The 26024-nt window shown below is 54.3% G+C and carries 21 protein-coding genes and 1 pseudogene; 12 read left to right on the top strand and 10 right to left on the bottom strand.

The window, feature by feature from the left end:
* Positions 1-63: 63 nt before the first annotated feature.
* The 4 genes from gluQRS to thpR all read right to left on the bottom strand — a co-directional run bounded on the left by gluQRS (position 64) and on the right by thpR (position 2914).
* Positions 64-960 (bottom strand): tRNA glutamyl-Q(34) synthetase GluQRS, encoded by an 897-nt coding sequence (gene gluQRS / locus IB222_RS18735; RefSeq protein ID WP_126319204.1) that lies wholly within the window; start codon positions 958-960, stop codon positions 64-66.
* A gap of 70 nt (positions 961-1030) precedes the next feature.
* Positions 1031-1486 (bottom strand): RNA polymerase-binding protein DksA, encoded by a 456-nt coding sequence (gene dksA / locus IB222_RS18730; RefSeq protein WP_003829221.1) that lies wholly within the window; start codon positions 1484-1486, stop codon positions 1031-1033.
* Positions 1487-1663: 177 nt separating this feature from the next.
* A complete protein-coding gene (gene sfsA / locus IB222_RS18725) occupies positions 1664-2368 on the bottom strand; it encodes a DNA/RNA nuclease SfsA (RefSeq protein ID WP_003829219.1) in 705 nt (234 codons plus the stop codon).
* 15 nt (positions 2369-2383) lie between these two features.
* Positions 2384-2914, bottom strand: coding sequence for an RNA 2',3'-cyclic phosphodiesterase (gene thpR, locus IB222_RS18720; RefSeq protein WP_126319202.1), 531 nt, complete (start codon positions 2912-2914; stop codon positions 2384-2386).
* Between the two features lie 73 nt (positions 2915-2987).
* Between thpR and hrpB the strand changes: the two genes are divergently transcribed.
* From hrpB to fhuB, 6 genes and pseudogenes are all read left to right on the top strand, one after another.
* Positions 2988-5417 carry an ATP-dependent helicase HrpB gene (gene hrpB / locus IB222_RS18715; protein ID WP_188055346.1) on the top strand — a complete coding sequence of 810 codons (2430 nt, stop codon included), beginning with the start codon at positions 2988-2990 and terminating at the stop codon, positions 5415-5417.
* Positions 5418-5552: 135 nt separating this feature from the next.
* Positions 5553-8090, top strand: coding sequence for a bifunctional glycosyl transferase/transpeptidase (mrcB, locus tag IB222_RS18710; protein WP_137360278.1), 2538 nt, complete (start codon positions 5553-5555; stop codon positions 8088-8090).
* A 304-nt stretch (positions 8091-8394) separates the two neighbouring features.
* Positions 8395-10645: pseudogene (fhuA, locus tag IB222_RS18705) on the top strand (ferrichrome porin FhuA).
* Positions 10646-10692: 47 nt separating this feature from the next.
* Positions 10693-11490, top strand: coding sequence for a Fe3+-hydroxamate ABC transporter ATP-binding protein FhuC (fhuC, locus tag IB222_RS18700; protein WP_003829206.1), 798 nt, complete (start codon positions 10693-10695; stop codon positions 11488-11490).
* A complete protein-coding gene (fhuD, locus tag IB222_RS18695) occupies positions 11490-12380 on the top strand; it encodes a Fe(3+)-hydroxamate ABC transporter substrate-binding protein FhuD (protein ID WP_148362427.1) in 891 nt (296 codons plus the stop codon). The genes fhuC and fhuD overlap by 1 nt, the downstream gene beginning before the upstream one ends.
* Positions 12381-12394: 14 nt before the next feature.
* Complete coding sequence (gene fhuB, locus IB222_RS18690; protein ID WP_149384510.1) at positions 12395-14434, top strand: Fe(3+)-hydroxamate ABC transporter permease FhuB; 2040 nt, start codon at positions 12395-12397, stop codon at positions 14432-14434.
* A 113-nt stretch (positions 14435-14547) separates the two neighbouring features.
* On the opposite strand, the gene hemL is transcribed toward fhuB, so the two are convergent.
* Positions 14548-15828 (bottom strand): glutamate-1-semialdehyde 2,1-aminomutase, encoded by a 1281-nt coding sequence (gene hemL, locus IB222_RS18685; protein WP_111466096.1) that lies wholly within the window; start codon positions 15826-15828, stop codon positions 14548-14550.
* 168 nt (positions 15829-15996) lie between these two features.
* Here hemL and clcA point away from each other — a divergent pair, with 168 nt between their 5' ends.
* Genes clcA through erpA form a run of 3 tightly spaced genes read left to right on the top strand, consistent with a single transcriptional unit; the run spans position 15997 to position 17844 of the window.
* Positions 15997-17418 carry a H(+)/Cl(-) exchange transporter ClcA gene (gene clcA / locus IB222_RS18680; protein ID WP_126319194.1) on the top strand — a complete coding sequence of 474 codons (1422 nt, stop codon included), beginning with the start codon at positions 15997-15999 and terminating at the stop codon, positions 17416-17418.
* 23 nt (positions 17419-17441) lie between these two features.
* Positions 17442-17507, top strand: a complete 66-nt coding sequence (gene yadW / locus IB222_RS18675) for a small protein YadW (RefSeq protein ID WP_122973801.1) — start codon at positions 17442-17444, stop codon at positions 17505-17507.
* Positions 17500-17844 (top strand): iron-sulfur cluster insertion protein ErpA, encoded by a 345-nt coding sequence (gene erpA, locus IB222_RS18670; RefSeq protein WP_003829201.1) that lies wholly within the window; start codon positions 17500-17502, stop codon positions 17842-17844. The genes yadW and erpA overlap by 8 nt, the downstream gene beginning before the upstream one ends.
* 119 nt (positions 17845-17963) lie before the next feature.
* On the opposite strand, the gene IB222_RS18665 is transcribed toward erpA, so the two are convergent.
* The 3 genes from IB222_RS18665 to mtnN are packed head-to-tail and all read right to left on the bottom strand — an operon-like array spanning position 17964 to position 20115.
* Positions 17964-18587 carry a TRIC cation channel family protein gene (locus IB222_RS18665; RefSeq protein ID WP_003829199.1) on the bottom strand — a complete coding sequence of 208 codons (624 nt, stop codon included), beginning with the start codon at positions 18585-18587 and terminating at the stop codon, positions 17964-17966.
* A 36-nt stretch (positions 18588-18623) separates the two neighbouring features.
* Positions 18624-19424, bottom strand: coding sequence for a vitamin B12 ABC transporter substrate-binding protein BtuF (gene btuF, locus IB222_RS18660; RefSeq protein ID WP_003829197.1), 801 nt, complete (start codon positions 19422-19424; stop codon positions 18624-18626).
* Positions 19417-20115 carry a 5'-methylthioadenosine/S-adenosylhomocysteine nucleosidase gene (gene mtnN, locus IB222_RS18655; RefSeq protein WP_003829195.1) on the bottom strand — a complete coding sequence of 233 codons (699 nt, stop codon included), beginning with the start codon at positions 20113-20115 and terminating at the stop codon, positions 19417-19419. Before mtnN ends, btuF begins: the two co-directional genes overlap by 8 nt.
* An 83-nt stretch (positions 20116-20198) precedes the next feature.
* Here mtnN and dgt point away from each other — a divergent pair, with 83 nt between their 5' ends.
* From dgt to cdaR, 3 genes are all read left to right on the top strand, one after another.
* Positions 20199-21716: a dGTPase gene (gene dgt, locus IB222_RS18650; RefSeq protein ID WP_149384439.1), complete on the top strand. Its 1518-nt coding sequence runs from the start codon at positions 20199-20201 to the stop codon at positions 21714-21716.
* A gap of 129 nt (positions 21717-21845) precedes the next feature.
* A complete protein-coding gene (degP, locus tag IB222_RS18645; protein WP_003018567.1) occupies positions 21846-23279 on the top strand; it encodes a serine endoprotease DegP in 1434 nt (477 codons plus the stop codon).
* Between the two features lie 148 nt (positions 23280-23427).
* On the top strand, positions 23428-24585 hold the full coding sequence (gene cdaR / locus IB222_RS18640; protein ID WP_149384438.1) for a DNA-binding transcriptional regulator CdaR: 1158 nt from the start codon (positions 23428-23430) through the stop codon (positions 24583-24585).
* A gap of 93 nt (positions 24586-24678) precedes the next feature.
* Here cdaR and IB222_RS18635 read toward each other — a convergent pair whose 3' ends face one another.
* Both IB222_RS18635 and dapD read right to left on the bottom strand, forming a co-directional pair.
* Positions 24679-25065, bottom strand: coding sequence for a DUF3461 family protein (locus IB222_RS18635; RefSeq protein WP_003018562.1), 387 nt, complete (start codon positions 25063-25065; stop codon positions 24679-24681).
* A 109-nt stretch (positions 25066-25174) separates the two neighbouring features.
* Positions 25175-25999, bottom strand: a complete 825-nt coding sequence (gene dapD / locus IB222_RS18630) for a 2,3,4,5-tetrahydropyridine-2,6-dicarboxylate N-succinyltransferase (protein ID WP_149384437.1) — start codon at positions 25997-25999, stop codon at positions 25175-25177.
* Positions 26000-26024: the final 25 nt, after the last annotated feature.

The following is a 26024-nucleotide window of genomic DNA, read 5'->3' as shown; positions in this document are numbered from 1 at the left end:
TCGGTAGTGTCAAACTTCAATCAGAACAAGTGTTGCTGTGTAAAAATAGCGGCTAATCATAGCTCAGCATGATGCATTTGAGAATGCCGGATTTAAGATCGCCGATTCAGGCACTGTTGTCAGACGCCAGTTCTCAACGGCAAACGTCAGGATCTGGTCCACTCGCATCTCCTGCCACGGGATATCGGCACGCTGGCCAAGAAAGCGTAGCGCGGCAATAATCACCGGGCGCGGATCGCCTTGTGGCAGCGCAGGTGCATGATTTTGTTTTGAAAGTTTAGCGCCTTGTTCGTTGAGCGCCAGTGGAAGATGAATATAGTCAGGCGCTTGCCAGCCAAACTGCTGATACAAAGAGATTTGCCGCACTGTGGGTTCGATAAGATCGGCACCGCGTACAATCTCCGTTACGCCCTGAAAGTGGTCATCAACCACCACGGCGAGGTTATAGGCAAACAGCCCGTCGCGACGGTGAATGATAAAATCTTCCCTCGCAAGCTGCGGGTCAGCCTGAATCTCACCGCGCAGTTGGTCCGTAAACTGCATTACCGGATGGCGTTGCTTGATGCGCACTGCCGCCTGCTCTGGTCCGTGGCGTAACTCACGGCAGTGACCGTCGTAAATACCGCCGACGCTTTGAATACGCGCCCGCGTGCAGGTGCAGTAATAGCTTAGATCCTGCTGATGCAGCCAGGTGAGCGCCTCGCGGTAGGCGTCATGACGCTGGGATTGCCATAAAATGTCGCCATCCCAGTACAGTCCGTAATGTTCCAGCTGACGCAGAATCGTGTCTGCAGCACCGGGAACTTCACGAGGGGGGTCAATATCTTCAATGCGCACTCGCCAGATTCCGCGTCGTGCGCGGGCCTGCAGGTAACTCCCGAGGGCGGCAATTAGTGAACCGAAATGCAGTTCGCCGGAAGGGGAAGGGGCGAAGCGGCCTATATAGTGTGAATCGCTCATTTTGCGGACTAACAAATAATAAGGCGGGAGAAGCTCCCGCCTGTAGTAAACGTGGTAAAAATGACCGGAATTAACCTGCCATTTGTTTTTCGCGGATTTCTGCCAGCGTTTTACAGTCGATGCACAGATCGGCTGTCGGACGCGCTTCCAGACGGCGAATACCAATTTCTACGCCGCATGATTCGCAGTAGCCGAAATCTTCGTCTTCTACTTTCTTCAGCGTCTTCTCGATCTTTTTGATCAGTTTGCGCTCACGGTCACGGTTACGCAGCTCAAGGCTGAATTCTTCTTCCTGTGCGGCGCGGTCCACCGGATCAGGGAAGTTAGCCGCTTCGTCTTGCATATGAGTTACGGTGCGATCGACTTCATCCCTAAGTTGATTGCGCCATGCCTCAAGAATACGCCTGAAGTGCGACAGCTGGGCTTCGTTCATATACTCTTCGCCCGGTTTCTCCTGGTACGGCTCCACCCCAGCGATGGCGAGAATACTCAGGGACGATGTTTTACGGTTTTGCCCTTCTTGCATGTTGCTTCTCCTTAACACGCACTATCGATCCCCATGTTCGGGGGAAAAATCAGGTCGCTATAAATAGCAGATGCTTTTCCGGATAGCAATTATCTAAACGTAACACTTGACAACCCTGTGAGGAAAAGCGTATTTGCCCACGCGCCCGGAATACTAATTGACCAGATATTTACACCATTACAAGGTAATGGGCAACGGCTCTTTAAGAGTCATACCGTGGGCAGAAAGTTCCGCTTTATAAACCAGAATTTCTACCCCCTTAAGCTGTGCTTCAACTAATAATTGCGCATATTTCGCATCGATATGGCGCGCGGGTGAAAACCGTGTAATGGCTGAATGTAGCACGGCGAAAAATATCACTGCCCGCTTGCCTTCAGCCGCTACGCTCATCAATTCCCGAAGATGCTTCTGACCTCGTTCAGTGATGGCATCGGGAAAATAACCCTGTTCTTTTTCCGCCAACGTGACTGATTTCACTTCAATATAGCAGTCAGGTCGGGAATCTGCCTGTAACAAAAAGTCGATGCGGCTCCCTTCGGCGCCGTATTTTACTTCACTTTTCAAAGTGCTGTAGCCTGAAACTTCCGAAATTAACGCCTGCTGAATCGCCTCTTTCGTTAATCTGTTGGCCCACAGCGTGTTAACACAAATAAATTCACCGGATTGAGTTTGCGTTAATTCCCAGGTATGTGGATATTTGCGTTTAGTATTTTCTGATGTCGAATACCAAACGGTGTCACCTGGCATTGCGCATCCGGTCATCGCACCGGTATTTGGGCAGTGTAGCGTTAACTCTGTGCCAGCTGGTGTGATCACATCCGCTAAAAAGCGCTTATAGCGCTGAATGAGCGTTGCAGGTTGTAAAGGTGGAGAAAATTGCATAAACAGTCCCTTTGATTATTCAGTCAGCGTCCAGCGTTGCAGCGGCGTATAACGCGTGCGTCCTCGTGCAAATGAGGAGGAATAAAGCGCAAACTCCGTGACCGGAAATGACCAGCCAAAGCCCGGTGGCGGGATTGGCACCGCGTGACCGGCATCGCGTAGCAGCGTGATATGCGGATGAAACGGCTGCGGGCTTTGGTAGCATCCACTGCGCGCGGCCTGTGCCCGCAGCATATTCGCCAGTTGCAGCAGCCCGCGCGGCGGCTGACGCATACCCAGCCACACGACCCTGGAGCGCAGCCATTGCCCGGCATCATCGAATTTGAGCGTAAAACCCGGCTGGCGAATACGCCCCGCGAGCTGCGACAGCGCCTGTTGCTTCTCGTCGCTGACGTCGCCTAAAAAGGCCAGTGTCAGATGCAGATTATCGGCGGCGACGGGACGACCCGCTTCAGGGGGGAACTGCGCGGCTCGCCAGTGGATTAGCTGCTCCCGAACCTCGCCTGGCAATTCAATCGCAAAGAACAGCCTTTTTGGCTCAGACATGATGGATACTCGGTTATGAATTAACGCGATGCTACAATGCAGCGCGAAGAATGTTAACCCTCTGGAGCCATTTGTGACGTCGTTGCCCGTTGCCGCCGTAGTGCCTGAACTGCTTACCGCCCTTGATGCCTCGTCGCAGGTTCTGCTGACGGCGCCGACCGGTGCCGGGAAATCGACCTGGTTGCCGTTGCGGCTTCTTGAGCATCGCGGTATCCAGGGGCGGATTATTTTGCTGGAGCCGCGTCGCCTGGCAGCGCGTAATGTGGCGCAGCGATTAGCGGAATTGCTGAACGAAAAGCCGGGTGAAACCGTGGGTTATCGCATGCGCGCACAAAGTTGCGTAGGGTCGCAGACCCGGCTGGAGGTAGTAACAGAGGGCGTCCTGACGCGGATGATCCAACGCGATCCTGAGTTGGCGGGCGTCGGGTTAGTGATTCTCGACGAATTTCACGAACGGAGTTTACAGGCTGACCTGGCGCTGGCGCTGTTATTGGATGTGCAGCAAGGGCTGCGTGACGATCTGAAACTGTTGATCATGTCCGCCACTCTCGACAACGGGCGTTTGCAGCAGATGTTGCCCGATGCGCCGACGATCGTCTCGGAAGGCCGCGCATTTCCCGTTGAGCGACGGTATCAGCCGTTGGCGGCGCATTTGCGTTTTGATGAAGCGGTGGCGATAGCGACGGCGGAGTTATTGCGCCATGAAAGCGGGTCACTGCTGCTGTTTTTACCGGGGGTGGGCGAAATCCTGCGCGTACAGGAACAGTTGGCTACGCGTGTGGGCAGCGATGTTGTGCTGTGTCCACTGTATGGCGCGTTAACGCTTGCCGAGCAGCGTCAGGCGATTATGCCCGCGCCACAAGGCAAACGCAAAGTGGTGCTGGCGACTAATATTGCTGAAACCAGCTTAACGATTGAAGGCATCCGGCTGGTAGTGGACTGCGCCCAGGAGCGCGTGGCGCGCTATGACGTGCGTACCGGTTTGACGCGACTGATTACCCAGCGCATCAGCCAGGCATCGATGACTCAGCGCGCGGGACGTGCAGGTCGTCTGGAGCCCGGTATTTGCCTGCATCTGCTTGCCAAAGAGCAGGCAGAAAGAGCGGCAGCGCAGGGTGAAGCGGAAATATTGCAGAGCGATCTGTCCGGGCTACTGATGGAGTTGCTGCAATGGGGATGTACCGACCCTGAGCAACTGAACTGGCTGGATACGCCGCCCGCCATCAACCTGCAGGCGGCAAAACGGCTGTTGCAGATGCTGGGCGCGCTTGAGGGCGACAGGCTTAGCGCCACGGGGCAGAAAATGGCGACGTTGGGTAACGATCCTCGTTTAGCGGCGATGCTGGTCGGTGCCAAAAATAATACCGAAGCGGCTACGGCGGCAAAACTGGCTGCGATTCTGGAAGAGCCGCCGCGCGGTGGCAGTACCGATCTAACCGTGGCATTTTCGCGAAACCAGCCCGCCTGGCAGCAGCGCAGTCAACAGTTGCTGAAACGGCTTAATGTTAGCAGCGGACAGCCGGACAGCACGCTGCTCTCCCCGTTGCTGGCGCGGGCGTTTGCCGATCGGATCGCGCGTCGACGTGGGCAGGAAGGACGCTATCAACTGGCGAATGGCATGGGCGCAATGCTGGATGCCGATGATGCCTCAGGACGCCATGAATGGTTGATAGCGCCGCTTTTGTTGCAGGGCAGTGCTTCTCCAGACGCGCGTATCTTGCTGGCTCTGCCGCTGGATATCGAGTCGCTGATGCAGGCATGTCCTGGACTGCTACAACAGTCCGACACCATCGAATGGGATGAAACCCAGGGAACGTTAAAGGCATGGCGTCGGTCGCGCATTGGTCAGCTCACGGTAAAAGTACAGCCATTGGCCAAACCCTCGGAAGAGGAGTTGCATCAGGCGATGTTGAACGGCATTCGCGATAAAGGGCTAAGTGTGCTCAACTGGACGCCGGAAGCCGAGCAGTTTCGACTGCGTCTGCAATGTGCGGCAAACTGGTTGCCAGAATACGACTGGCCCGCGGTAGATGAGGAGTCTCTGCTGGCGACGCTGGAGAGCTGGCTGCTGCCGCACATGAGCGGTGTACACTCGTTACGTGCATTAAAAGCACTCAATATGGGGCTGGCGTTGCGCGGTTTGCTGGACTGGTCAATGCTGCAACGTCTGGATAGTGAACTGCCGGCGCATTACACTGTGCCGACGGGAAGCCGGATTGCCATTCGCTATCATGAGGATAATCCTCCAGTATTGGCAGTTCGGATGCAGGAAATGTTTGGTGAAGCAAAGACCCCAACCATTGCCCAGGGGCGCGTGCCGCTGGTGCTGGAGCTGCTGTCTCCGGCCCAAAGACCTCTACAGGTGACGAGCGATCTGAGCGCGTTCTGGCAGGGATCGTACCGCGAGGTGCAAAAAGAGATGAAAGGGCGTTATCCCAAACATGTCTGGCCGGACGATCCGGCGAATACCGCGCCAACGCGGCGTACCAAAAAGTATTCGTAATGTAACGGTAGGCCGAATAAGGCGTTATGCCGCATCCGGCGAAAGAGCGGTAATAATTGAGAGATTTCTTCTTCTGTCGCAGGACGGAAGAACAGAGAATCGGGCCCTTGCGCCTGAATGTTGCGGAGAAAAAGCATGGCGGGGAATGACCGCGAGCCAATTGGACGTAAAGGGAAACCCTCGCGTCCGGTGAAACAAAAGGTGAGCCGTCGTCAACTCAGAGATGAAGAGTATGACGACGATTATGATGATGACTATGAGGATGAAGAACCGATGCCGCGTAAGGGTAAAGGCAAAGGGCGTAAGCCTCGTGGTAAGCGCGGCTGGTTCTGGCTGCTGGTAAAACTGTCGATTGTCTTTTTGGTGCTGATCGCCATTTATGGCGTTTATCTGGATCAAAAAATTCGTAGCCGTATTGATGGCAAAGTCTGGCAGCTTCCTGCGGCAGTATATGGCCGTATGGTTAACCTTGAGCCAGAAATGCCTATCGGCAAGAACGAGATGGTGAAGCTGCTGGAGGCCACGCAGTACCGTCAGGTGACGAAGATGACGCGTCCGGGTGAATTTACCGTGCAGGCGAAGAGCATCGAGATGATTCGTCGTCCGTTTGACTTCCCGGACAGTAAAGAAGGGCAGGTGCGTGCGCGTCTGACCTTTGACGGCGATCATCTGGATACCATCGAGAATATGGATAACAACCGCCAGTTCGGTTTCTTCCGTCTCGATCCGCGTTTGATCACCATGCTCTCTTCACCTAACGGCGAGCAGCGCCTGTTTGTTCCGCGTAGCGGCTTCCCGGATCTGCTGGTGGACACGCTGCTGGCGACCGAAGACCGTCACTTCTATGAGCATGACGGTATCAGCCTTTATTCCATTGGTCGTGCGGTGCTGGCGAACCTGACGGCAGGCCGTACAGTTCAGGGGGCCAGTACGCTGACTCAGCAGCTGGTGAAAAACCTGTTCCTGTCCAGCGAGCGTTCCTACTGGCGTAAGGCCAACGAAGCCTATATGGCGCTGATCATGGATGCGCGTTACAGCAAAGACCGCATTCTTGAGCTGTACATGAACGAAGTCTATCTCGGACAAAGCGGTGATAACGAGATTCGCGGCTTCCCGCTGGCGAGCCTCTATTATTTCGGCCGTCCGGTAGAAGAGCTGAGCCTCGACCAGCAGGCGCTGCTGGTGGGGATGGTTAAAGGGGCATCGATCTACAACCCGTGGCGTAACCCGAAACTGGCGCTGGAGCGTCGTAACCTGGTTCTGCGTTTGCTGCAGCAGCAGCAGATTATCGACCAGGATCTGTACGACATGCTGAGTGCGCGTCCGTTAGGCGTACAGCCGCGTGGTGGGGTTATCTCCCCGCAGCCTGCCTTTATGCAGATGGTGCGTCAGGAGCTACAGGCGAAGCTGGGCGATAAAGTTAAAGATCTCTCTGGCGTGAAGATTTTCACCACCTTTGATTCCGTGGCGCAGGATGCTGCAGAAAAAGCGGCGGTGGAAGGTATTCCGGTGCTGAAGAAACAGCGTAAGCTGAGCGATCTGGAAACGGCAATTGTGGTGGTTGACCGCTTTAGCGGTGAAGTTCGCGCTATGGTCGGTGGAGCCGAACCGCAGTTTGCGGGCTATAACCGTGCGATGCAGGCGCGTCGTTCGATTGGTTCTCTGGCCAAGCCTGCGACCTATCTGACCGCGCTCAGCCAGCCGAAGCTGTACCGCCTGAATACCTGGATTGCCGACGCCCCGATTGCGCTGCGTCAGCCGAACGGCCAGGTGTGGTCGCCGCAGAACGATGACCGTCGCTATAGCGAAAGCGGGAAAGTGATGCTGGTGGATGCGTTAACGCGTTCAATGAACGTGCCAACGGTAAATCTGGGGATGGCGCTGGGTCTGCCTGCGGTAACCGATACCTGGTTGAAGCTGGGCGCGCCGAAAGATCAGCTTAATCCGGTTCCGGCCATGCTGCTGGGGGCGTTGAACCTGACGCCAATCGAAGTGGCTCAGGCGTTCCAGACTATCGCCAGCGGCGGGAACCGTGCGCCGCTGTCGGCGCTGCGTTCGGTGATTGCCGAAGATGGTACCGTGCTGTACCAGAGCTTCCCACAGGCTGAGCGCGCTGTTCCGGCGCAGGCGGCGTATATGACGCTGTGGACCATGCAGCAGGTGGTTCAGCGTGGTACGGGTCGTCAGCTTGGCGCGAAATATCCTGGCTTGCATCTGGCAGGGAAAACCGGGACCACCAACAACAACGTGGATACCTGGTTTGCCGGGATCGACGGCAGCCAGGTGACCATCACCTGGGTAGGCCGTGATAACAACCAGCCAACCAAGCTGTACGGTGCCAGCGGCGCGATGTCGATTTATCAGCGTTATCTGGCAAACCAGACGCCAACACCGCTGGTGCTGACGCCACCGGAGGATGTGGTGGATATGGGCGTAGACTACGACGGTAACTTCGTTTGCAGCGGCGGGATGCGTACGCTTCCGGTATGGACCACCGATCCGGATTCACTGTGCCAACAAGGTGAGATGTTGCAGCAGTCGGGTAATCCGTTCGATCAATCTTCCCAACAGCCGCAGCAACAGCAGCCTCAACAGCAGCAACCGCCGCAGCAGGAGAAGAAGGACGGCGATGGCGTGGCCGGTTGGATTAAAGAGATGTTTGGCGGTAACTAACGCCTGCCTAAAAACCCGCTTCGGCGGGTTTTTCTTTTTTGCGCTATTTGGTTTTAGCTTGCCTTACCTGACGGCGCTGCACTTATCAAGCCTACGGGATTAAGGCAGCCATCCGGTACGTTATCCGTTAAAACATTTCAGCCTAATTTATTAACCCTTTCTTTTCATCTGGTTATTTCTTAACCCCTCAGTTTTAGTAGGGACGCGTATTGCTTGCTATCTCGCCAGAGTTTCGAATATTATGCTGCCGTTATAATAATAATTCTCGTTTACGTTATCATTCACTTTCATCAGAGAAATACCAATGGCGCGTCTTAAAACTGCTCAGCCAAGTTCATCGCTGCGTAAAATCGCAGTAGTGGTAGCCACAGCGGTTAGCGGCATGTCTGTCTATGCACAGGCGGCGGTTGACCCGAAAGAAGAAACCATCACCGTAACTGCTGCACCTGCTCCGCAGGAAAGCGCATGGGGGCCAGCGGCAACCATCGCTGCACGACAGTCTGCTACGGCGACCAAAACAGATACTCCTATTCAGAAAGTTCCGCAGTCTATTTCAGTGGTCACCGCCGAAGAGATGGCGTTGCATCAGCCGAAATCGGTTAAAGAAGCACTCAGCTACACCCCGGGCGTTGCCGTGGGCACGCGTGGTGCTTCTAATACCTATGACTACCTGATTATTCGCGGATTTGCCGCCGACGGCCAAAGTCAGAATAACTATCTGAATGGCCTGAAGATGCAGGGCAACTTCTACAACGATGCGGTTATCGACCCCTATATGCTGGAACGCGCTGAAGTGATGCGTGGTCCGGTTTCCGTTCTGTACGGAAAGAGCAACCCGGGTGGGTTGTTGAACATGGTCAGCAAGCGCCCGACAACGGAGCCGCTGAAAGAAGTTCAGTTCAAAATGGGCACAGACAGTCTGTTCCAGACCGGTTTTGACTTCAGCGATGCGCTGGATGACGATGGTGTGTACTCATACCGTCTGACCGGCCTGGCGCGTTCCGCGAATGCGCAGCAGCAGGGCGCAGAAGAACAACGTTATGCCATCGCGCCATCTTTCACATGGCGTCCGAATGATAAGACGAATTTCACCTTCCTCTCCTACTTCCAGAACGAGCCGGAAACCGGTTATTACGGCTGGTTGCCGAAAGAGGGGACCGTGTCTAAGCTGCCAAATGGTTCACGTCTGCCGACCGATTTCAACGAAGGTGCGGACAAACAATACCTACTCTCGTAACGAGAAGATGGTGGGCTACAGCTTCGACCACGAATTTAACGACACCTTTACCGTACGTCAGAACCTGCGCTACGCGCAAAACAAAGTGTCGCAGAAAAGCGTGTACGGCTACGGCATGTGCTCCGATCCGCTGTATACCAAAGATCCGGCTAACAGCCCTTGCGCCAGCATCCCTCAGTCTGATTGGGATCACACGCTGACTCGTCAGTACGTTGACGATAATGAAAAATTGCAGAATTTCTCTGTTGATACCCAGTTGCAGAGCACATTCGCCACCGGTTCCCTGGATCACACATTGCTGACCGGCGTTGACTATATGCGTATGCGTAACGATATCAACTCCTGGTTCGGTTGGGCTGGTTCGGTAGCGCCGTCTGATATCTATAATCTTGACCGTAGCGATTTTGACTTTGGCTCGCACCCTGGACCTGGCGCAGCTTATCGCGTTCTGAATAAACAGGAACAAACGGGCCTGTACGCTCAGGATCAGATGCAGTGGGATAAGGTGCTAGTCACTCTGGGCGGTCGTTACGACTGGGCTAAGCAGGACTCTCTGAACCGAGTTTCTGGTGTGCTGGACTCCCGTGATGACCGACAGTTCACCTGGCGTGGCGGTGTTAACTATCTGTTCGATAACGGTGTAACCCCGTATTTCAGCTACAGCGAATCGTTTGAACCAAATTCTCAGGTTGGGGAAAGCGGTAATATCTTTGCGCCATCTAAAGGTAAGCAGTACGAAGCGGGCGTGAAGTACGTACCGAGCGATCGTCCGATCGTGTTGACCGGTGCTGTTTACCAGTTGACCAAAACCAACAACCTGATGGCCGACCCGAATGGATCGATCTGGTCAGTTGAAGGCGGCGAAATTCGCTCACGTGGTGTAGAAATTGAAGCGAAAGCGGCGCTGTCAGCCAGCGTTAACGTGGTTGGTTCTTATACCTATACCGATGCGGAATACACCACTGACACCAACTACAAAGGCAATACGCCTGCCCAGGTGCCAAAACATATGGCATCACTGTGGGGGGATTACACCCTCTATGATGGTGCGCTTTCCGGGCTGACGTTGGGTACGGGTGTTCGTTATACTAGTTCCAGTTATGGCGATCCGGCAAACTCCTTCAAAGTGGGAAGCTACACGCTGGTAGATGCGTTAGTGCGTTACGATCTGGCGCGTGTAGGTATGGCTGGCTCCAACGTGGCGCTGCATGTGAACAACCTGTTTGACCGTGAATACGTCGCCAGCTGCTTCAATACCTATGGCTGCTTCTGGGGCGCAGAACGTCAGGTCGTTGCAACTGCAACCTTCCGTTTCTAATTTCTCTTTGGGCACGCTTTGCGTGCCCGTTTTACAAGTTGGCTGCTATGCAGGAAAACAGATCCCATCCCGACACCACTTTTGCGTTGCGTAATGTCTCCTTTCGTGTGCCTGGCCGCACGCTTTTGCATCCTCTCTCATTAACTTTTCCTGTGGGGAAAGTGACTGGTCTTATCGGCCACAACGGTTCCGGTAAATCGACGTTATTGAAAATGCTGGGACGTCATCAGCCGCCGTCAGAAGGTGAAATCCTGCTCGATGAACAGCCGCTGGAGAGCTGGAGCAGCAAAGCGTTTGCCCGCAAGGTCGCCTACCTGCCGCAACAGCTGCCGCAGGCAGAAGGGATGACCGTACGCGAACTGGTGGCGATTGGTCGTTATCCATGGCACGGGGCGCTGGGGCGTTTTGGCGTTGCCGATAGAGAGAAAGTAGAAGAAGCGATTTCGCTGGTCGGTTTAAAACCGCTGGCGCACCGTCTGGTCGATAGCCTGTCCGGTGGGGAACGCCAACGTGCGTGGATTGCCATGCTGGTGGCACAGGACAGCCGCTGCCTGCTGCTTGATGAACCAACATCCGCGCTGGATATCGCCCATCAGGTTGACGTGCTGGCGCTGGTGCACCGCTTAAGCCAGCAGCGAGGGCTGACGGTGGTTGCGGTGCTGCATGATATCAATATGGCGGCCCGCTACTGCGATTACCTCGTTGCGCTGCGCGGCGGTGAGATGATTTCTCAAGGAACGCCAGCTGAACTGATGCGCAGTGAAACTCTGGAACAAATTTACGGTATCCCGATGGGCATTTTGCCGCATCCGGCCGGTGCCGCACCCGTGAGTTTTGTCTATTAATGATCGGATTACATCATATTACCCGTCGGCGATTGCTTACGGCGATGGCGCTGTCGCCTCTGCTGTGGCGGATGAATACGGCGCACGCCGCGGCGGTTGATCCACAGCGCATTGTCGCGCTGGAATGGCTGCCGGTAGAGCTGCTGCTGGCGCTGGGGATTACGCCGTACGGCATCGCAGATATCCCTAACTACAAGCTGTGGGTCAGTGAACCTCCTCTGCCTGATTCGGTGATTGACGTCGGGCTACGTACGGAGCCCAATCTCGAACTGCTGACCGAAATGAAGCCCTCATTTCTGCTCTGGTCGGCAGGCTATGGTCCTTCCCCTGAAAAGCTGGCGCGGATTGCACCTGGCCGGGGATTTAACTTCAGCGATGGCAAAAAGCCGCTGGCCGTTGCGCGACAATCGCTGCAGGAAATGGCGCAATTGTTCAATCTGCAAGCCTCTGCTGAACGCCATCTGACCGAGTACGATCGTTTTATCGCCAGCCTGAAACCGCGCTTCATTCAACGTGGCGCGCGCCCCGTATTGCTTACGTCCTTGCTTGATTCGCGACATATGCTGGTGTTTGGCTCAAACAGCCTGTTCCAGGACGTACTGGACGAATATGGGATCCCTAATGCCTGGCAGGGAGAAACAAACTTCTGGGGTAGCACTGCCGTGAGTATTGACCGTCTGGCTGCTTATAAGGATGTCGATGTGCTGTGCTTTGATCACGGCAACGATAAAGAGATGGCTGGGCTGATGTCTACGCCATTATGGCAGGCGATGCCGTTTGTCCGTAGCGGACGTTTTCAACGTGTGCCTGCCGTTTGGTTTTATGGCGCAACGCTATCGGCCATGCATTTTGCCCGTATTCTGGATAATGCGTTGGGAGGCAAAGCGTGAGCAGGAAACTTGAAATGCCGGATGGCGGCGCAAAAAGCGCCTTATCCGACCTACGGTTTGGGCGCTTTGTAGGCCGGATAAGGCGAAGCCGCCATCCGGCGTTGCTGTTGTTGGTGCTGTTTGTTGCTGCCTGCTGGCTGACATGGGTTAACTTCTCCGTTGCGCTACCGCGCAGTCAGTGGCAACAGGCTATCTGGTCACCGGATATCGACATCATTGAGCAGATGGTTTTTCACTATAGCCTGCTGCCGAGGCTGGCGATTTCTCTGCTGGTCGGCGCCGGGCTGGGGCTGGTCGGCGTATTGTTTCAGCAGGTGTTGCGTAACCCTCTGGCGGAGCCAACCACACTGGGCGTTGCGACCGGGGCGCAGTTGGGCATTACGGTTACCACGCTGTGGGCAATCCCTGGCGCGTTGACCATGCAATTTGCGGCGCTGGCAGGGGCATGTGTTGTTGGGGCGCTGGTGTTTGGCGTTGCCTGGGGCAAACGTCTTTCTCCGGTGACGTTAATCCTTGCCGGGCTGGTGGTCAGCCTGTACTGCGGGGCGATTAACCAGTTGATGGTTATCTTCCATCACGATCAGCTGCAAAGCATGTTTTTATGGAGCAGTGGCACGCTAACGCAAACCGACTGGAGTGGCGTACAGCGTCTGTGGCCGCAGCTGCTGGGCGGCGTGATGCTGACTCTGTTGTTATTACGCCCAATGACGTTGATGGGACTGGATGACGGCGTGGCGCGTAACCTCGGTCTGGCGTTGTCGCTGGCGCGTCTGGCGGCGTTATCGCTGGCCATTGTCATCAGCGCCTTACTGGTTAACGCGGTTGGGATTATCGGCTTTATTGGTCTGTTTGCACCGCTGCTGGCGAAAATGCTCGGTGCGCGACGTTTGCTGGCGCGTCTGGTACTGGCCCCGCTGATTGGTGCGTTGATCCTCTGGCTCTCCGACCAAATCATTCTGTGGTTGACCCGCGTATGGATGGAAGTCTCCACCGGTTCAGTGACGGCGTTGATTGGCGCACCGTTGCTGCTGTGGTTGTTGCCGCGCTTGAGGAGTATGAGCGCCCCGGATATGAACGCCAGTAATCGCATCGCCGCTGAACGTCAGAATGTGCTGATGTTTGCGCTGGCCGGTGGCGTAATCTTGTTGCTAACCCTCGTGGTGGCGCTGTCGTTTGGCCGCGACGCACATGGCTGGACATGGGCCAGCGGCGCGATGCTGGATGAGCTGATGCCCTGGCGCTGGCCTCGCATTCTGGCGGCCCTGATTGCCGGGGTGATGCTGGCGGTAGCGGGCTGTATTATTCAGCGTCTGACGGGCAATCCGATGGCCAGTCCGGAAGTGCTGGGCATTAGCTCCGGTGCGGCATTTGGCGTGGTGCTCATGCTGTTTTTGGTCCCCGGAAATGCTTTTGGCTGGCTGCTGCCTGCCGGAAGCCTCGGGGCCGCGGCTACTCTGCTTATCATTATGATTGCCGCCGGGCGCGGTGGTTTTTCACCGCACCGTATGCTGCTGGCCGGCATGGCGCTCAGTACGGCGTTTACTATGCTGCTGATGATGCTGCAGGCCAGCGGCGATCCGCGCATGGCGGGCGTGTTGACCTGGATTTCCGGTTCAACCTATAACGCGAGTGGAGAGCAGGTACTGCGTACCGGGATTGTGATGGTGATTCTGCTGGCGATGACGCCGCTGTGCCGCCGTTGGCTGACAATTTTACCGCTCGGCGGCGATACGGCGCGGGCTGTCGGCATGGCTATCACGCCATCACGCGTAGGGTTACTGTTGCTGGCGGCAGGGTTGACGGCGACAGCCACCATGACTATTGGACCGTTGAGCTTTGTCGGGCTGATGGCGCCGCATATTGCCCGTATGATGGGTTTTCGTCGGGCGATGCCGCATATGCTGATTTCGGCGCTGGCGGGTGGCGTGTTGCTGGTCTTTGCTGACTGGTGCGGCAGGATGGTGCTGTTTCCGTATCAGATCCCGGCGGGGTTATTGTCGACGTTTATTGGCGCGCCGTACTTTATCTATCTGTTGAGAAAGCAGAGCCGCTGAGGCTGACCCCTTTCATGTAGGCCGGATAAGACGTTTTGCGTCGACATCCGGCAATAAAAAAGCCGGGTGGCGGCTTCGCCTTACCCGGCCTACATTTCTGCACGTTCTCTTTTTTACAATTTCGCAAACACCCGGCGCGCGGCGTCGATGGTGTTATTGATATCGTCTTCACTGTGCGCCACGGACATAAAGCCTGCTTCGAACGCGGACGGCGCCAGATAAATTCCTTCATCCAGCATCATGTGGAAGAAACGCTTGAAGCGTTCAACGTCACATGCCATCACATCCTGATAGCAGGTTACGGTTTCTGCATCGGTGAAGAAAATCCCGAACATCCCGCCCACATGGTTAACCACCAGCGGAATATTCGCTTCTTCGGCAGCTTCCAGCAGACCTTCCGCCAGACGCGTCGTCAGTTCGTTCAGCGTTTCATGAATACCCGGTTGAGCGACTTCGGTCAGACAGGCATAACCTGCCGCCATTGCGATTGGGTTACCGGAAAGCGTACCCGCCTGGTAAACCGGACCGGTCGGCGCCAGCGCGTCCATCACATCGCGGCGGCCACCGAATGCGCCAACGGGCATCCCACCACCGATGATTTTACCGAGGCAGGTCAGATCCGGCACGACACCGTAATAATCCTGCGCACCAGCCAGCGCTACGCGGAAACCGGTCATTACTTCATCAATGATCAACAGTGCGCCAAACTCATCGCACAGGGCACGCAGACCCGGCAGGAATTCCGGCAGCGGCGGGATGCAGTTCATGTTGCCCGCAACCGGTTCAACGATGATGCAGGCGATCTCCTGCGGATACTGTTCAAATGCCGCACGTACTGAAGAAAGATCGTTGTAGGTGCAGGTCAGGGTGTGTTTCGCGAAATCGGCCGGAACGCCCGGAGAGTTCGGCTGACCCAGCGTTAACGCGCCGGAACCGGCTTTAACCAGCAGGCAATCGGCGTGGCCGTGGTAGCAGCCTTCAAATTTGATGATTTTATCGCGACCGGTGAAACCGCGCGCCAGACGGATTGCGCTCATCGTCGCTTCCGTACCGGAGTTCACCATACGCACCATGTCCATGGTCGGCACGAGTTCAGTGACCAGCTCCGCCATTTTCACTTCCATTTCGGTCGGTGCGCCGAAGCTTAAACCGCGCTCCGCTGCTTCAATCACCGCATTACGGATTGCCGGGTGATTATGGCCCAGCACCATCGGTCCCCAGGAACCGACGTAGTCAACATAGGCTTTACCATCGACATCGTACAGATACGCGCCGTCGGCTTTTTCGATAAACAGCGGAGTACCACCCACGCCAGTAAAGGCGCGAACGGGGGAGTTAACGCCGCCTGGGATAAGTTCGCGTGCTGCGCTGTAGAGATTTTCAGACTTACTCATGGATGGGGTCCTGGTTCGTAGAAAAAGTAAATGCCCGCTATTCTAGTTATTCAGAGAAGGTTATGAAAGTTTTACGCATTTGAAACAATACGATTTGCAGGGGATTTTCGTGAAATGTGCGAGTAGAATGCCGATTCCGTATTTGTATTACCAATTAATGATCATCTGATGAAGACAGACACTCCCTCTTTTGAAGCACAACAAATTGTGCGTTTACGCCGCAGGGATCAAATTCGTCGTCTCCTGGAACGAGACAAAACGCCGTTGGCGATCCTGTTGATGGCTGCCGTAGTGGGTACAGTGACAGGGCTTGTTGGCGTGGCATTTGAGAAAGCGGTGACCTGGGTGCAGAATCAGCGCATTGGCGCGCTGGCTCAGGTTGCGGACCATGCCATTCTGCTGTGGCCGTTGGCGTTTATCCTTTCCGCGTTGCTGGCGATGGTCGGCTATTTCCTGGTGCGTAAGTTTGCGCCGGAAGCCGGTGGTTCGGGGATCCCAGAGATTGAAGGCGCGCTTGAAGAGCTGCGACCGGTGCGCTGGTGGCGCGTTCTGCCGGTGAAATTTATTGGCGGCATGGGCACGCTGGGAGCCGGCATGGTGCTTGGGCGGGAAGGTCCGACCGTGCAGATTGGTGGTAACCTCGGGCGCATGGTGCTGGATATTTTCCGCATGCGTAGCGCCGAAGCGCGACATACCTTATTGGCTACCGGTGCGGCAGCGGGTCTTTCGGCGGCGTTTAACGCTCCGCTGGCGGGGATCCTGTTCATTATTGAAGAGATGCGCCCGCAGTTTCGCTATAACCTCGTGTCGATCAAAGCCGTGTTTACCGGCGTTATAATGTCGAGCATTGTGTTTCGTATTTTCAACGGCGAAGCCCCGATTATTGAAGTCGGAAAGTTGTCTAATGCGCCAGTAAATACACTGTGGCTGTATCTGGTGCTCGGACTTATTTTTGGCTGTGTCGGGCCGTTGTTCAACACTATGGTGTTGCGTACCCAGGATATGTTCCAGCGCTTTCACGGCGGTGAAATTAAAAAATGGGTGCTGATGGGCGGCGCGATCGGTGGCCTGTGCGGGATCCTCGGATTAATTCAACCTGAAGCGGCAGGCGGTGGCTTTAACCTGATCCCGATTGCCGCAGCAGGCAATTTTAGCGTCGGTCTGTTGCTGTTTATATTTATCACCCGGGTGATCACCACGCTGCTGTGCTTCTCATCCGGCGCGCCCGGTGGGATCTTTGCCCCGATGCTGGCGTTGGGCACGTTGCTTGGCACTGCGTTCGGTATGGCTGCAGCGGCCTCTTTTCCGCAGTATCACCTGGAGGCCGGAACCTTTGCCATCGCCGGAATGGGGGCATTGTTGGCGGCTTCGGTACGTGCGCCGCTAACGGGTATTGTGCTGGTGCTGGAGATGACCGATAACTATCAGCTCATTTTGCCAATGATTATTACCTGTCTTGGCGCAACACTATTAGCCCAATTTATGGGCGGAAAGCCGCTATACTCGACTATCCTTGCTCGTACGCTGGCAAAACAGGAAGCGGAGCAGGCGGCGAAAAGCCAGGGGACTGCCGCTGGCGAGAATACTTGAACGAAATACCAGGGTATTAGATAATGGCCCAAAATATTGGGTTGAAATTTACCCAATTGCCGATGTCGTTTGGAGCAAAATATGAGTGATGACGTAGCGCTGCCACTGCAATTTACTGAAGCAGCAGCCAATAAAGTAAAAAGCCTGATCGCTGACGAAGAAAACCCGAATCTGAAATTACGCGTGTATATCACTGGCGGTGGTTGCAGCGGTTTCCAGTACGGTTTCACCTTTGATGACCAGGTGAATGAAGGTGATATGACCATTGAGAAACAAGGTGTTGGTCTGGTCGTTGATCCGATGAGCCTGCAATATCTGGTGGGCGGTGCGGTTGACTATACCGAAGGTCTGGAAGGTTCCCGCTTCGTTGTGACTAACCCGAATGCGAAAAGCACCTGCGGGTGTGGTTCTTCTTTCAGCATCTGATTGCTGTCTGTAATACTGATGGTCTGATGTTGTAGGCCCGGTAAGCGCAGCGCCACCGGGCAATGTGCCGGATGGCGGCGTAAACGCCTTATCCGGCCTACATGTTCTGTATCGTCCTATCAACGCCCGTTATCATCCAGCGCAAACGTCGGCAATTTCAGATGCCAGCGAATGGCGGCAAGCCGAATCAGCAGGGTGACAATCATCCCCATCATACTGGCGTTTTCCAGTGAAACATCAAAGGTATAAAACGCCGTTGCATGCACGATCCCGCCGATAATACAGGCTGTGGCGTAGATCTCGGTGCGCAAAATCATCGGGACTTCACGAGCTAACACATCGCGAATGATCCCACCACCAACGCCGGTAATCACCCCCATACAAATCGCCACCAGCGGCCCTGTTCCTGCGAGAAATGCCTTGTTGACGCCAATACCCACGAACACCGCCAGGCCAACGGCATCCAGCACCGGAAGGATCCATTTCGGTATGCGTCTTGGTTGACGTACCAACAGGATCGTCAGCATGCTGGTGATCATCGCCACCACCAGATCGGTCGGATCCTTAACCCAAAAAACCGGTCCATTATCCAGCGCCATATCGCGGATCGTACCACCACCGACGGCGGTAACCACGCCGAGTACCAGGACGCCAAACGGATCCATACGTAATTTTCCGGCCAGTAATACGCCAGAGATTGCAAATACCGCGGTGCCGACAATATCAAGCCAATAGACGAGCATTTTTAAATCCTCACAACAGACCTGGTGGGGCAGGCGCTAATTTATCTGTGAAAGCGCATTACAGAGTTGTTTTGCGGCGAGGATAATACGCGGGCTCGCGCGTTCGAACCAGTCACTATTAAGTGTAATAATGGGTATTTTTAGCTGGTTTCCCCAGTATTGCTCAATTTTCAGAGTTTCGCCCGGACCGCCTGTGGCAACAATAGCCTGGGGGGCTCGTGCCAGGACCTGCTCACGGCTAACCTGCGGCCAGGGAACCCGACTACCGGCAAAGATGTTTTCTCCGCCGCATACCTCAAGAACTTCGTGCTGAATAGAACCTTTTCCACTGGTAAACAGGGGATTGGCGCCAAACTGGAGAAACACGCGTTTTTTAGGTTTGTTGGCATACTGAGATTTAAGTAAAGCATAGTCATCAAGCATGGTTTGTGCCGCCTGTTTAGCTTGTTCAGGCTTGGGGCTCCATGCCGCTAATTGGCGTAGCGCATCGGCAACCTGCTCAATGGTAACGGCGTCCACCCAGATGACCTTAATACCCAGAGAGGTCAGTTGATTCACCTGCCGCTCAGCATTTCCCCCGCGCCAGGCGACAACCAAATCAGGTTTCAGCGCCACAATACGTTCAAGATTCATCCCTTGCCAGGTTGAGACTTCCTCAATATTTTTGGCTTCTGGCGGGTAGTTTGAATAGCTGCTGACGCCAACGGGGGTAATGCCAGCGGCAAAAGCGAGTTCAGTATTGGCAGGAGAAAGCGTCACAACACGCGGCGCGGCGTAAAGGAACGCCGGGAGAGTGAAAAGCAGGGCGACCAGCGCCCTGGAAAGTAATTTAGCCATGCGCCAGTTTCTGTACCAGCGTTTCAACCATCAGACTTGACTGCTTCGCGGCAACCACCAGGAATTCGTCAAAGCTGAGATGGGACTGCTGATCGGCAACGTCAGAGATAGCGCGAACCACGACAAATGGCACGTTAAAGTTGTGGCAAACGTGCGCAATTGCGGTCGCTTCCATCTCAACGGCAATCGCCTGCGGGAAGTTATGCTTAATTTTAGCCAGTCCCACGGAACCATTAATGAAGGCATCGCCGCTGACGATAAGTCCGCGAACGGCGTTCAGATTGAGTTCGGCGATACAAGACTCTGCGGCAGCAATCAACGCAGGATCGGCTTTAAAACCAGCCGGGCAGCCCGGTAGCTGACCAAATTCATAGCCAAAGGCAGTGACGTCGGCGTCGTGATAGCGCGCTTCGTCAGAAACTACGATATCCCCGACTTTCAGAGTAGAGGCCAGGCCACCTGCAGAACCGGTATTAATGATGGCGTCCGGCTTGCAGCGTTCAAGCAGCAGCGTAGCGCCCAGTGCCGCAGCCACTTTACCGATACCCGATTTCAGCAGCGCAACCTCTGTACCGTTCAGTTGGCCGGTGTAAATTTCACAACCGCCGAGCGCGATGGTCTGACGGTTTTCGATTTTGTCACGCAGCAGCGTAACTTCTTCTTCCATTGCACCAATGATGCCGATTTTCATAGATTTACTCGCGATAAGCCAGATTTGAGGGCATAGTCTATCATGCGCTTAAGGGGTAGCGCATTTCTCAGGCGGGAGAGGACATGGCACAGATCGATTTCCGAAAAAAAATAAACTGGCATCGTCGTTACCGTTCGCCGCAGGGCGTGAAGACTGAGCATGAGATCCTGCGTATTTTCGAAAGCGATCGCGGACGTATTATCAATTCACCGGCCATTCGCCGACTGCAACAAAAAACGCAGGTCTTTCCGCTGGAGCGTAATGCGGCAGTACGCACGCGCTTGACGCACTCGATGGAAGTTCAGCAGGTTGGGCGCTATATCGCCAAAGAGATCCTCAGCCGACTGAAAGAACTAAAGCTGCTGGAGCAGTATGGCCTGGATGAACTGACAGGGCCATTTGAGAGTATTGTCGAAATGTCCTGCCTGATGCATGACATTGGCAATCCGCCGTTTGGCCATTTCGGGGAGGCGGCAATTAATGACTGGTTTCTCCAGCGACTGTATCCCGCCGACGCAGAAAGCCAGCCCCTAAGTGATGACCGTTGCCAGGTGACGGCATTACGATTGCGTGAAGGCGAGGAGTCGCTGAATGATATTCGCCGCAAGGTGCGCCAGGACCTGTGCCATTTTGAAGGCAATGCACAGGGTATTCGCCTTGTGCATACGTTGATGCGTATGAACCTTACCTGGGCGCAGGTCGGCGGTATTTTAAAATATACCCGTCCGGCGTGGTGGCGCGGCAGTGCACCCGAGACGCACAACTATTTAATGAAGAAACCGGGTTATTACCTTTCTGAAGAACCGTATATTGAGCGGTTGCGTAAAGAATTATCATTAGCGCCTTACAGTCGCTTTCCATTAACCTGGATTATGGAAGCTGCCGATGATATCTCTTATTGCGTGGCGGATCTGGAAGATGCCGTTGAGAAAAGAATCTTTAGCGTCGAGCAACTTTATCACCACCTGCATGAGGCGTGGGGGCAGCATGATAAAGGTTCCCTGTTTAGCCAGGTTGTTGAGAACGCCTGGGAGAAGTCACGTTCAAATACATTAAGCCGGAGTACCGAAGATCAGTTCTTTATGTATTTACGCGTCAATACGCTGAATAAACTGGTGCCATATGCGGCCCAGCGGTTTATTGATAATTTGCCGCAGATTTATGAAGGCAGCTTTAATCATGCGCTGCTAGAAGATGCCAGTAGCTTCAGCCAGTTACTGGGTGTTTATAAAAATGTGGCGGTAAAACATGTATTTAGCCATCCGGATGTTGAGCAACTGGAATTACAGGGCTATCGGGTGATCAGCGGGTTGCTGGAGATCTATCAACCGTTATTGAAAATGTCTCAGTCAGATTTTTCTGAACTGGTCGACAATGAAAGAGTAAAACGTTTTCCTATCGAGTCCCGTTTATTTCAGAAGTTGTCTACCCGCCATCGTCTTGCGTATGTTGAGGCGGTTAGTAAAATATCGACGGGGTGCGCCGAGTCTTCGGTTCTGGAATATTATTATCGCTGCCGGTTGATCCAGGATTATATCAGCGGGATGACAGATTTGTATGCCTGGGATGAATATCGTCGCTTGATGGCCGTAGAACAATAAATACTCATTTGTAAAGACGGCCAATAAAATTTTACTTTTTCCTTAAACTCAATTCCGGAACTTAGCGTTATAAAACGACTCTGACGTATACAGCAATTTTGCGTTACCTGTTAATCGAGAACGAAACACATGAAAAAAACCACATTAGCAATGAGTGCACTGGCTCTGAGTTTAGGTTTGGCGTTGTCCCCCCTGTCTGCTACAGCGGCTGAGACGTCGTCTTCAGCAATGACCGCCCAACAGATGCCAAGCCTGGCCCCGATGCTCGAAAAAGTGATGCCATCGGTGGTAAGTATTAACGTCGAGGGGAGCACGACGGTAAATACGCCGCGCATGCCGCGTAATTTCCAGCAGTTCTTCGGTGATAATTCACCGTTCTGCCAGGACGGTTCTCCGTTCCAGAGTTCACCGTTCTGCCAGGGCGGCGCACCGGGCGCTGGTAACGGCGGCGGCCAGCAGCAGAAATTTATGGCACTCGGTTCCGGCGTAATTATTGATGCCGCGAAAGGGTATGTCGTGACCAATAACCACGTGGTAGATAACGCCACGGTGATTAAAGTTCAGTTAAGCGATGGTCGTAAATTTGACGCGAAGATCGTGGGTAAAGATCCGCGCTCCGATATCGCGCTGATCCAAATTCAGGATCCGAAAAACCTGACGGCGATTAAGCTGGCAGATTCCGATGCGCTGCGCGTGGGTGATTACACCGTGGCAATTGGTAACCCGTTTGGCCTCGGTGAAACGGTGACTTCCGGTATTGTTTCTGCGCTGGGACGTAGTGGCCTGAATGCGGAGAACTATGAAAACTTTATTCAGACGGATGCTGCGATCAACCGGGGTAACTCCGGTGGTGCGCTGGTCAACCTGAACGGTGAGCTGATCGGTATTAACACCGCGATCCTCGCGCCGGACGGCGGTAACATCGGTATCGGTTTTGCGATCCCAAGCAACATGGTGAAAAACCTGACCTCGCAGATGGTTGAGTTTGGCCAGGTTAAACGCGGTGAGCTGGGCATTATGGGTACCGAGCTGAGCTCTGAGCTGGCGAAAGCGATGAAAGTTGACGCCCAGCGTGGCGCATTCGTCAGCCAGGTGATGCCGAACTCTTCCGCAGCGAAAGCGGGGATTAAAGCTGGGGATGTGATTACCTCCCTGAATGGCAAACCGATCAGCAGCTTCGCCGCCCTGCGTGCGCAGGTCGGTACGATGCCGGTTGGCAGCAAAATCACCCTGGGTCTGCTGCGTGACGGTAAGCCGGTCACCGTGAACCTGGAATTGCAGCAGAGCAGCCAGACTCAGGTTGACTCCAGCTCTATCTTTAAAGGCATCGAAGGTGCCGATATGAGCAACAAAGGCCAGGACAAAGGTGTCGTGGTAAGCGACGTGAAACCGAATTCTCCGGCTGCACAGATTGGCCTGAAGAAAGGGGATGTGATTATCGGCGCGAACCAGCAACCGGTGAAAAACATCGCTGAACTGCGCAAAATCCTCGACAGCAAACCGGCTGTGCTGGCGCTGAACATTCAGCGCGGTGACAGCTCCATCTATCTGTTGATGCAGTAATCTCCCTGAACCCCTTCCTGCACAGGAAGGGGTTTCTTTTTGTGATACTTCCCACAACTCCATACTTCTCCCTTTCGCTTTGTGCATTTGCACAATGCCGCCGCTTATTATCTTCCCTATGCTTGAGCTCTGCTCACAGGAGGGTTTTATGGCTGGTTGGCATCTTGATACCAAAATGGCGCAGGATATCGTGGCGCGTACCATGCGCATCATTGATACCAATATCAACGTAATGGATGCCCGTGGGCGGATAATCGGCAGCGGCGATCGCGAACGTATTGGTGAATTGCACGAAGGCGCACTGCTGGTGCTTTCGCAAGGGCGGGTGGTCGATATCGACGATGCGGTTGCACGTCACTTGCACGGTGTACGACAGGGGATAAACCTGCCGCTGCGTCTGGAAGGCGAAATCGTTGGCGTTATCGGCCTTACCGGCGAGCCGGAACATCTGCGCAAATACGGCGAGTTAGTGTGTATGACCGCCGAGATGATGCTGGAACAGTCGCGCTTGATGCATCTGTTAGCGCAGGATAGCCGTCTGCGTGAAGAGCTGGTGATGAACCTGATTCAGGCGGAAGAGAATACGCCAGCGCTGATGGAATGGGCTCAGCGTTTAGGCATTGATTTGAACCAGCCGCGCGTGGTGGCGGTATTGGAGGTCGATAGTGGCCAGCTTGGCGTCGACAGTGCAATGACGGAGCTACAGCAATTGCAGAATGCGTTGACTACGCCCGAACGTAATAATCTGATTGCGATTGTTTCTCTGACTGAGATGGTGGTGCTGAAACCGGCGCTCAATCAGTTTGGCCGCTGGGACGCTGAAGATCATCGTAAGCGCGTTGAGCAGCTTATTGCCCGTATGAAAGAGAACGGACAGCTGCGGTTTCGCGTATCGCTGGGCAACTATTTTACCGGGCCCGGTAGCATTGCCCGTTCGTATCGTACGGCGCGCACTACCATGATGGTCGGTAAACAGCGGATGCCGGAAAGCCGTAGCTATTTCTATCAGGATTTGATGCTGCCAGTACTGCTGGACAGCCTGCGCGGCGGCTGGCAGGCCAATGAGCTGGCGCGTCCGTTGGTGAGGCTGAAGGCGATGGATAACAACGGGTTGCTGCGTCGGACATTGGCGGCATGGTTTCGTCATAACGTCCAGCCACTGGCGACCTCAAAGGCACTGTTTATTCATCGCAATACGCTGGAATATCGCCTGAATCGTATTTCAGAACTGACCGGGCTGGATCTGGGGAACTTTGACGACCGACTGCTGCTGTATGTGGCGTTACAACTGGATGAACAGCATTGATTAATTGCCTGATGGCGCTAGCTTATCAGGCCTACGAGGATATACCTGTAGGCCTGATAAGGCGTAAGACGCCGCCATCCGGCAACAAACGGCTTATTTACGCGTCAGTTTTTCGAGATCGGCTTCAATTTCGCTGATCTTGTTGGTCACAACGCTTTCAAGATGACGTAAATCATCAAGGATCTTGCGTTTAAGATCGACTTCGCTGCGATCGCGCTGGCAGATCTGATCCAGTTCGTCGATCACATAGCGCAGGTTGGGACTGATCTCCTGCACTTCTTTGTAACCCTGGCCGACGCCATCGGCAACCACCGTTTTGCGCTGACGGGGATATTTGAACTTCACGCTCTTGGCAAAAAACTCGCCTTTATCCTTCTGGAAATAGATTTTCAGGATATCGTTGTTGGCTTCTTGCCGCAGGCTGTAACGATCGATCTCTTCAGGATTAGTAATGCCCAGACTTTTCAGATTGTCATACATAGCGGTACCCTTAAGCTCACTATAACCATTGAATAATTAACGAAAAGCCTTGTTTATGCCACTCGCAGATGTAAAAAAAGCGGGCTAAGCCCGCTTTTTCAAATCGCTGTTAGTCGATGGTGCGTAACAGCTCGTTGATTCCCACTTTGCCACGCGTTTTGGCATCGACTTTCTTCACAATCACCGCGCAGTACAGGCTGTATTTACCATCTTTCGACGGCAGGTTGCCGGAGACGACCACGGAGCCTGCCGGAACGCGACCATAATGCACTTCGCCAGTTTCACGATCGTAAATACGGGTGCTCTGACCGATGTACACGCCCATAGAAATAACAGAGCCTTCTTCGACGATTACGCCTTCAACCACTTCAGAACGTGCGCCGATGAAGCAGTTGTCTTCGATGATGGTCGGGTTAGCCTGTAACGGCTCCAGTACGCCGCCGATGCCAACGCCGCCGGACAGGTGTACGTTTTTACCGATTTGCGCGCAGGAACCGACTGTCGCCCAGGTATCAACCATCGTACCTTCATCAACATAAGCGCCGATGTTTACGTAAGATGGCATCAGCACGGTGTTACGGGCGATAAACGCACCCTGACGCACGGCCGCAGGCGGAACCACACGGAAACCTTCCTTCTGGAAGCGCGCTACGTCATAGTTGGCGAATTTCATCGGTACTTTATCGAAGTAACGGCTTTCCGCACCTTCGATGACCTGATTATCGTTAATACGGAAAGAGAGCAGGACCGCCTTTTTCAGCCACTGATGCGTGACCCACTGACCCTCAATCTTCTCTGCGACGCGCAGTGCACCGGAATCCAGTAAAGAAATAACCTGATTCACCGCTTCGCGGGTTACGGTATCTACATTTGCCGGAGTAATGTCGGCACGGCGCTCGAAAGCGGACTCAATAACGTTCTGTAACTGCTGCATTGTTAAACTCTTTCCATAATAAATA

The sequence above is a fragment of the Citrobacter sp. C13 genome (assembly GCF_014596815.2).
Lineage (GTDB): Bacteria > Pseudomonadota > Gammaproteobacteria > Enterobacterales > Enterobacteriaceae > Citrobacter > Citrobacter portucalensis.
Note: the sequence above shows the minus strand (reverse complement) of the source record. Positions and strands in the feature narration are given on the sequence as shown.